Raw genomic sequence first — 345 nt, forward strand, 5'->3', positions numbered from 1 at the left:
CCAAATCATACCGAAAGAGCGGTGAAGGCCTGCTTGGCAATTCGGGAAAAAATGAATGCCATTCCTGAATATTCGCTCAAATCACATTTCAAACCGCAAGTTTCTATTGGTATCAATTCCGGAGAAATGGTGTCAGGAAATATTGGTTCCAAGTCTTTGAAGAGACTGGATTATACCGTAATCGGAGATGTAGTCAATGTGGCTTCCCGATTACAGAATGCAGCCAATCCCAGTCAGATTTTGATCTTGGACAAGTGTGCCGAAAATCTGTCAGGGAGTTTTGCTTTAAATGCTGTGGGTGAACTTGCACTCAAAAATAAATCCAATCCAGTACGGGTTTTTGAA

The 345-nt window shown here is 41.7% G+C and carries 1 protein-coding gene; it reads left to right on the top strand.

From position 1 onward, the window contains the following. Positions 1–345, top strand: a 345-nt coding sequence (locus ACNKXV_RS13660; protein ID WP_417908275.1) for an adenylate/guanylate cyclase domain-containing protein, incomplete at both ends; no start/stop codon positions are given.

The sequence above is a fragment of the Christiangramia aquimixticola genome, from assembly GCF_048285835.1.
In the GTDB taxonomy this organism is placed as follows: domain Bacteria; phylum Bacteroidota; class Bacteroidia; order Flavobacteriales; family Flavobacteriaceae; genus Christiangramia; species Christiangramia aquimixticola.